The organism is Pseudoalteromonas sp. PS5, assembly GCF_004103255.1.
GTDB classification, from domain to species: Bacteria; Pseudomonadota; Gammaproteobacteria; order Enterobacterales; family Alteromonadaceae; genus Pseudoalteromonas; species Pseudoalteromonas peptidolytica.
This window is the reverse complement of record NZ_RCSQ01000215.1, coordinates 1-8,346: the sequence shown is the minus strand read 5'-3', so window position 1 is coordinate 8,346 and position 8,346 is coordinate 1. Positions and strand designations below refer to the sequence as shown.

Genomic DNA, 8,346 nt, shown 5'->3' with positions numbered 1-8,346 from the left:
AAAAAAACTTCTTCCCCAGCGCATGATGGGCTACGTAATTAAGCGAACGGTTATTTTTGCCCTTGATAACACAGCCTACTTATCTCAGGCGCCTTGAAAAACGAGTTAACAAGGTATAGTAGCGCATCGTGCTTTGTCAGTCACACTGGTTAGCTGTACTTAATGAGCAAATAGCATACACGAATAATCTAACCGCTTTCGTTTCTTTTTGTAAACAAACTTCAAAAATATGAGCTAACGGTATGTACATATCGAGTAAAAGAAAAGCGTTAGCACAAATACAAGTCAGCGGTTTTGGCGGTTGCATTTGGCTACACTTAAACACCAAAAATGCTATTTTAATAAATCTTCCGTTTGTTATAATGCCCGCCTTTTAGTTAGCTAAAGTTGGTTGAGAAATTCCATGGAAAGTAATGTTGTAGCCACAGAACAAACGATAAACTTCACATTTGCAAAATTAATGCGATACAAATGGGTTGTGATTATTGGAACACTGCTTTCAGCCGCGCTCTCTGTATTGGTAGCGATGGAACAACCCAATAAATATACCGCTAAAGTTTATTTAGTACCATCTAACGCCAAAGAGGGCGGAGGACTATCTAAGCTGGCTGGTCAGTTCGGTGGTCTTGCTAGTATGGCGGGAATTTCTCTTGGCGGCTCAGAGGGAAATGATGTTGATGCGGCGATTGAGTTTATGAAAAGTCGTGGCTTTTTGCAGCCATTTATTGACAAGCGCACCTTGCTTCCTGAAATACTCGCACTTGAGAAATGGGATTCAAATAATAACGGCTATATCTACAACCCGGAGCTGTATGATGTTGAGACAAAAACTTGGGTAAGAACCGCTCCTCCTGGCAAGCAAGTTATTCCATCAGCATGGGAAGGTTATATTTCTCTGTTAGGTAGCATAGATGTTTTATATATGAAGAAAAAAGGTCTTGTAGAGCTAAAAGTCACTACGCTAGCACCTGAGTTATCAGTGAATATAACCAACTGGCTGGTTGAAGACATAAATGAATTTTGGCGCACAAAAGATAAACACGAAGCTGAAGAAGCGATAGAGTATTTAAAACAAAAAGCTGCAGAAACCAGTGTTGCAGAGTTACGTACTGTATTTTACGAGTTAATAGCAGAGCAGACCCGCTCAAAACTACTATCGTCTATTGGTGACTACCACTTGGTCAAACCTTTGTCTCCTGTTATCTATCCGGAAGAAAAGTCGGGGCCATCACGTGCTCTGATCTGTTTAGGAATTACCTTTATCGGTGGCTTATTGTCTTTGATTGTTGCATTTATTCTAGCGCTTAGATCAAAGGCATAGTTGGTTATGACAATTACCTCATCCAGAAAACCATGTGTACTGCTCACAAGCAACCAATATAAGCCAAACATAGGTGGGATTGAAAACTCGCTCTACCATCTTTCTCAAGAATATATCCAATTAGGATATGAGGTTATTATCGTTGCCAGCGATTTAAATCCTGAGAACAAGTCATTGCCGGACGTCGAAGTTGAAGATGGCGTAACTATTTATCGTTATAAAACTGGTCGTGATCAAGGAATTGGACGAGGGATAAAGCATATTCGCAATGCTATTTCACTTTATAAAACCGTACTAAAAAAACATGACCCTGTGCTTGCAGTTTGTCGTTTTCATTTCAATGTAGTGTACCTAAAGGCGTTGGGGTATCAAAACCTTGTATATTTAGTGCCAGGTGTGGTGGAAAATGAAACCAAGGCTAGTTTACGACAGCAAAGTACTATTCTAGGAAAAGTGAAAGGTTCGTTGTCTTTTTCTTTGCATAAATTAATGCAGCGCTGGGCATTTTCTTGCTCTGACAAGCTATTTGTATTTAGTGAAAATATGCTGCAGCAAGTCAGAAAAATTAACAAGGATAAAGCCATTAGAACGTGTAAACCTGGGGTAAGCTTATCACGCTTTAGCCTAGTTTCTCGAAGCGAAAAGCACCAATTAAGAGAACAATTAGGCGTTGCTGATAATGGTAAAGTGTTTTTATGTATTGGCCGGTTTGTAAAAGCCAAAGGCTTTGATACGGCAATTGAAGCATTACAGTTGTTAGACGGTGATGCAACGCTGTGGTTATTGGGGGAGGGAGCTGAAGAGAAGGAGCTTCGCGCCTTATGTAACCGCCTTAATGTGGACGACAAAGTTAAGTTTTTAGGGCGTCAAAGTTGCCCCGAGGAGTATTATAAGGCCGCTGACTTTTTTATTATGTCATCAACTTATGAGCCGCTTGGGCAAACCATTCTAGAAGCCTTATCTTGCGGTTTACCGATAGTTGGAGCTTGTGCTAGTGACAAGGTGATCACAGCCACAAGCGAGATCCTATCAGATACTAACAATATACTACTCGACGCACATTCTGCGGAGTCATTTGCCGAAGGGATGAATACCTTTATGGCGCTTGAGGATAATGATTACGCCGAGCTACAACAGCAAAATAGAGCATTAGCAGAGCAAAAATTTAGTTGGAATAAACTGGCTAGGGAGTTAGCAAGTGAAGACTAAATTACAATACCTCATACTGAAAATTGCGAGTCGCTTTATTAAGTCAGCGCTGTTGCAGGAGAAAGTTGATAAGTTAGGTTATACGCTGGTTATGGATAAGTACCGTGCTCAAGGTGCTGAAATTGGTGAAAACACCATCATTATTGATACCAAACTATCCTCATCTAGTAAGGGGGATCGTTTTTTTATTGGTAGAGACTGTACTATTACAGGGGCAACGTTACTCGGTCATGATGCTTCTCCAACGCTTTTTATTAAAGAGCTTGTTATTCATCCTGAAAGTTATAAAAAAGGTTCAAGACGCTCGTATCGGTCACCAATCACAATAGGCGATAATGTATTTATTGGTTGGGGCAGTATCGTTTTGCCCGGTGTGAATATTGGCAATAACTGTGTTATTGGTGCAGGCAGTGTTGTAACGAAAGATATTCCTGAAGGGATGGTAGCAGCAGGCAACCCTGCTAAAGTGATAAAAACCACAGCAGAATATGTGAGCGCATATAAAGCTACGTTCGAAAAAGAACCCGGTAATTTCTGATGTTGAAGCAGTTTTTTGTCAGTAATGAAGCCCCATCTCTTGCGCATAAGTTGTGCTTGCTGATGATGAGCATCTACTTACTTGCGGATATTGCTGCGGGCTTTACGGTGATCCAGCTTGGCGTCAACCTTAAGTTGTCGTTACTATATAAACTGCCATTAACGGTGTTGATTCTAGTGCTCGTGTTACTGCTGGACGCCAGGTATTTTGTTGCTTTACTCTCTTTGCTGGCAATACTCCTTATTGGCCCTATTTTTCAGCTTGCCAATGAAGCAGATGGTGGAGCGTTCATTAATGATTTTTCAAATGTATACAAGATGCTTATGCCGATATCCATTTTTGTATACTTTGGTCTGTTATCAATACGCTGGAAGTCATTCACTGCCAAGTGGTTAGAAAAGATCCTACTTACCAACTTTGCAATATTATGCTTTAACCTATTACTCGGTGCACTTGGTTTTGGCCGCTCTAGTTATGAACTCAGAGATGGTGAAACAGCCGGTTCCAACGGCTATATTTATGCTGCAAATGAGTTAGGTGCAACAATGGTGGTACTGTTTTCTTTTGTGCTGCATATTTGTTGGAACAACCATCGTCGCTGGTATCCTGTACTTTCGTTGTTTACTGTGCTTTGTGGTTTACTGGTAGCAACCAAAACAGCCATGCTTGCAGCGGCATTACTGGTTTTTGTTATTCCGTTGGCCAATGAAAGAGAGCGCTTTTTTCAGATGACAAAGCTTAAGCTCTATACGCTGGTTCCGATGACAATCGGTGTTGTTATTATTGCACTGGTTATTACCGACTTACTTGAAGCGTTAGGCTTGTATGATCGCTTTATGTGGGTGCTCAGTCAAAAGGGAATATTAGGCATAGTGTTATCCGGCCGAGATGAATATGCACGAGACTTGTTGGTGGTCTATGTTGACTACTTAGCGTTTTGGCAACAGGCCATTGGAGTCGGAACTGCTGGTATTGCTGAGTATCTTCCGATTAAATATGCCGCCGAAATTGATGCGGTGGACGTGCTAGCCTATTTTGGCTTTTTTGGGTTATTAATTTGTTTTGCCTTTTATATATTAACGTTCGTTAAGGCAGCCTCACAGTTTGTTAAATGTGAGGCTGTTTACAGTCCAAGTGTTGTTGTCGGTACATTTATTTTGCTATTTTTAGCACAATTAAGTGGCCACGTTTGGATTTCTGGTACGCTAGGGATATCATTTGGGTGTTTTGTTTCATTATTATGGGTTGATAATGAGAAAAGGAGTAACTCGTGAGTGCATCTTTACCCCTAGTTACCGTATGGATCCCAACTTGTAATCGACTGTCATTGCTGAAGCGGGCGGTAAAGTCGGTACAAAATCAAACATACAAAAATGTAGAGCTGTTTATAGTTGATAATGGTTCTACGGATGGAACCGTAGAGTACCTAAAACAATTAGCTACTGATGATCAACGAGTTCGTTATCATTGTTTTGAAACCAATCAAGGGGCATGTTCTGCAAGAAACTATGCCATTCAGCATGCACAAGGTGAGTATGCCACGGGACTAGACGACGATGATGAGTTTTTACCGTCGAGAGTTGAAACATTACTCAATGCGTTTGATGAACGGTATGCTTTTGTTTGTAGTGGTTATATTTGGGATTATGGCAAAATCCAGCGAGCGTTATTAGATTCAGATTTGGTAATTAATATCAAAACTCAGCTCAACTTCAATCAAGCATCTAATCAGGTATTAGCAAAGCGAACGCGTTTAATTGAGGCAGGTTTGTTTGATGAGTCTATGGTGTCATCTCAGGATTGGGAACTTTGGACCAGAATGATCTTAAAATATGGTGCGGCTATTCGTATTAGTACACCGACATATATAGTGCATACGGCGCATGATAAGCCAAGAATTACAGACAGTTTAAATAACCGAGTCGTTGGCTTTGAACAGTTTTATGAACGTTATGGGCATTTGATGTCTAACACCAACAAAAAGTGCTTTAATTTTTTGGTGCACTACAGTAAAGGGCAAAGAGTGAGCTTTGGCACTGTAATAAAGTTTTTTACCCCTGCAATTGCAACAAAATTATTAAGAGCTTGGCTTGCCTCTTTGTTTCCCAAGTTGGCAAGAAAGCGCTTAGAGCTGTTTAAAAGGGATTAGAGTGAGTAAAATCTGTTTTATTGCCAATTTATTTCCTTCTGAAAAAGATCCTTCGTTTGGCAGCTTTGTTGGTAAAAACTACGAACAATTGAAAAGCCAAGGAAATGATATAGTTAGCAAAGTCGTGATTGATTATCGTGCTTCGGGTATGGATAAATTACGTTGTTATCTGCGCTTTATTGGCCGTGGTATAAGAGCGATTGCTAAACGAGATTATGATTATATCTACTTTCACTATCTTACTTACTCCACGCTTTGCTTATTGCCTTTCTTGCTCGTTAATAGACCTAGATATGTGGTCAATATTCATGGTGATGACCTAGTTGGTGATACACCAATACATAAGGTTATGGGGTCTACCTCCAAGCTGGTATTGAAATATAGTGCTGCTGTGATTGTGCCTTCTTCTTTTTTTAAAGCGACACTTTTAGAACTACACCCATGGTACGACAAAGACAAAATTATTGTCTCGCCATCCGGCGGTGTGGATTTTTCGCTGTTTAAACCTGAAGCCGTTGCCCCTAAGCCAGGGTTTACACTTGGCTATGTGTCAAGAGTCGATGAGGGTAAAGGCTGGCAAGAGCTATTAGAGGCGTTGGCCATATTAAAACGATCGCGGCCTGAGATATTAGAGGGCTTTAAGCTAAAGATGTTTGGTACAGGGGCTCAAGTGGATGCACTAAATACTCAAATTGAAGCACTTGAATTAACGTCACTCGTTACTTATTTTGGCGCGTTAAAACCACAAGAGCTTGCCAACAAATACTGTGAGATGGACGCATTTATTTTCCCAACACATAGAGAAAGTTTTGGTTTAGTTGCGGTGGAAGCGCTAGCTTGTGGCACGCCAGTACTCGCCTCTAATATTAGCCCTGTCAATGAGGTGGTGCTAGATGGCAAAAATGGTCTACTCTTTGAGGTTAAAAATGCCAATGCTATCGCCGCGAGCATTACAAGTATTTTAACGATGAAGAAGCAAGATTTTGCAACTTTATGTAGCCATACTCGAGAATCTGTAAAGCACTATAATGCTACGCAAGTTGCTAAACAGTTAGATCAAGAGTTAAAAAAGCGATTATCAACATAGGAATTATTGATGAAAATTGTAGTAGTAGGGACTGGATATGTGGGCCTTTCTAATTCGATACTATTAGCACAGCACAATGAAGTGGTAGCACTCGATATAGATGAAAAAAAAGTTGCGTTGATAAACGAAAAAAAGTCCCCCATTGTAGATGAAGAAATAAGTGACTATTTGGCAAATAAGAAATTAGACCTTAAAGCCACAACTGATAAAACACACGCGTATCAGGGAGCAAGTTACGTGGTGGTCGCAACACCAACAGACTATGACCCTGACACCAATTATTTCAATACTCAATCTGTTGAATCTGTGATAGCAGATGTGAAACGCTACAATCCAGATGCCGTTATTGTTATAAAATCTACCGTACCTGTTGGCTTTACAGAAAAGGTGAGCGAGCAGTTTGGGTTGGGTAGCATATTCTTCTCTCCAGAGTTTTTAAGAGAAGGGAAAGCACTTTACGATAACTTGCACCCCTCACGTATTATTGTGGGAGAGCGCTCTAAGCGAGCAGAAGTATTTGCAGAGCTATTGCAACAAGGTGCTGTAAAAGCGAATATCGAAGTGCTATTTACTGATTCAACTGAAGCTGAGGCCATTAAGCTATTCTCTAACACTTATTTGGCAATGCGTGTAGCGTATTTCAATGAATTAGACAGCTATGCTGAATCGCACGGTTTAAACTCTAAACAAATTATTGAAGGCGTGTGTTTAGATCCAAGAATTGGCGATCACTATAACAATCCATCTTTTGGTTATGGTGGCTATTGTCTACCAAAAGATACCAAACAGCTGCTTGCTAACTATAAAGATGTGCCGAACAACATTATTCAGGCTATTGTTGATGCAAACACAACAAGAAAAGATTTTATTGCTGAGTCTGTTTTAAAGAAAAAACCTCAAGTAGTGGGGATATATCGCCTAATAATGAAGTCTGGATCAGACAATTTTAGGGCTTCTTCAATTCAAGGGGTAATGAAGCGCATCAAAGCTAAAGGTGTGGAAGTAATAGTTTATGAGCCTGCATTAGAGGCGGAAACCTTCTTTAATTCTAGAGTGATAAATGACCTAGAACAATTTAAAAGTAGCTGTGATGTAATTATTTCTAACCGAATGGTTGGTGAGTTACAAGACGTTACCGAAAAAGTCTACACAAGAGACTTATTTGGCAGCGACTAGGCTTTACGGAGTTGAAAATATACGTATAATACAAGGCCTACTTAGTTAGGCTTTTTTTATTTAGGGAACTGAACGCATGGAATGCTGGTATTTACTCTATTGTAAACCAAAACAAGAATTTAGAGCACAGTCTAATCTAAAAAATCAGGGGATCGTCTCTTGCTTCCCGACTATCACCAAGCGTAAAACAGCCAGTGCAAAGCCTGTTGTGCAGCCGCTGTTCCCTAGATATCTATTTGTTAAGTTAGATCCACATTCTTCACACTTTTCTGCGGTAAAACATACCCGTGGCGTTGCTGACTTTATTCGCTACGGTACAGATCTTCAAATTGTACCTGAAGAATTAGTTATGCAGCTCATGAATAAAAATGAAACACCTGTAGAGTGTGATTTCAAAGAAGGTGATCTCGTACAGCTAACTGAGGGATGTTACCGGGATGTGCAAGCAATTTATCAGCAACCAGACGGTGAGATGCGCAGTATTTTACTGATTAAACTGCTCAACCAATATACAAAAGTCGTTGTGGATAACTGCACAATAAAAAAGGTACAATAGAAACTTCATCCTTTATTCTTATTTATATGTTGCAAGAAAGGTGTAATCTAACTTCTGCGATACAATATAGTCATGGCTTGAAGCCCCTAAAACAGTGATGTTAAGCCATTTTTCCCTATAAATTAGGTGTGACTTTACCTACCGTTACTAAATTGTGCGGATAGTAGGAGCGAGTTTACCTCGCGATCTTTTATTAGTGAGAGCCTTTATCTCACACCATTTTGCAGTATGGTCGCAATTACGTTAGACCTCACTGCACACTGTTATGGCAGTAATAGGAGCGAGTTTACTTCGCGATAAAAAGCCGATG

8 protein-coding genes are annotated in these 8,346 nt (G+C 40.2%); all 8 read left to right on the top strand.

What is annotated here, in order from left to right:
- Positions 1-403: 403 nt before the first annotated feature.
- The 8 genes from D9603_RS20620 (at position 404) to rfaH (ending at position 8,036) form a co-directional block, all read left to right on the top strand.
- Positions 404-1,321, top strand: coding sequence for a Wzz/FepE/Etk N-terminal domain-containing protein (locus tag D9603_RS20620; RefSeq protein WP_128732732.1), 918 nt, complete (start codon positions 404-406; stop codon positions 1,319-1,321).
- 6 nt (positions 1,322-1,327) lie between these two features.
- The gene (locus tag D9603_RS20615; protein ID WP_128732731.1) at positions 1,328-2,530 is read left to right on the top strand and encodes a glycosyltransferase family 4 protein; all 1,203 of its coding nucleotides are present in this window, start codon (positions 1,328-1,330) and stop codon (positions 2,528-2,530) included.
- Positions 2,520-3,068, top strand: a complete 549-nt coding sequence (locus D9603_RS20610) for a DapH/DapD/GlmU-related protein (RefSeq protein WP_241651736.1) — start codon at positions 2,520-2,522, stop codon at positions 3,066-3,068. The genes D9603_RS20615 and D9603_RS20610 overlap by 11 nt, the downstream gene beginning before the upstream one ends.
- Positions 3,068-4,342, top strand: a complete 1,275-nt coding sequence (locus D9603_RS20605; RefSeq protein WP_128732730.1) for an O-antigen ligase family protein — start codon at positions 3,068-3,070, stop codon at positions 4,340-4,342. Before D9603_RS20610 ends, D9603_RS20605 begins: the two co-directional genes overlap by 1 nt.
- The gene (locus D9603_RS20600) at positions 4,339-5,217 is read left to right on the top strand and encodes a glycosyltransferase (protein ID WP_128732729.1); all 879 of its coding nucleotides are present in this window, start codon (positions 4,339-4,341) and stop codon (positions 5,215-5,217) included. Before D9603_RS20605 ends, D9603_RS20600 begins: the two co-directional genes overlap by 4 nt.
- A 1-nt stretch (position 5,218) precedes the next feature.
- Positions 5,219-6,304, top strand: a complete 1,086-nt coding sequence (locus tag D9603_RS20595) for a glycosyltransferase family 4 protein (protein ID WP_128732728.1) — start codon at positions 5,219-5,221, stop codon at positions 6,302-6,304.
- Positions 6,305-6,313: 9 nt separating this feature from the next.
- A complete protein-coding gene (locus tag D9603_RS20590; RefSeq protein ID WP_128732727.1) occupies positions 6,314-7,480 on the top strand; it encodes a nucleotide sugar dehydrogenase in 1,167 nt (388 codons plus the stop codon).
- 76 nt (positions 7,481-7,556) lie between these two features.
- Positions 7,557-8,036, top strand: a complete 480-nt coding sequence (gene rfaH / locus D9603_RS20585) for a transcription/translation regulatory transformer protein RfaH (protein WP_128732726.1) — start codon at positions 7,557-7,559, stop codon at positions 8,034-8,036.
- The last annotated feature ends 310 nt before the right edge of the window (positions 8,037-8,346 follow it).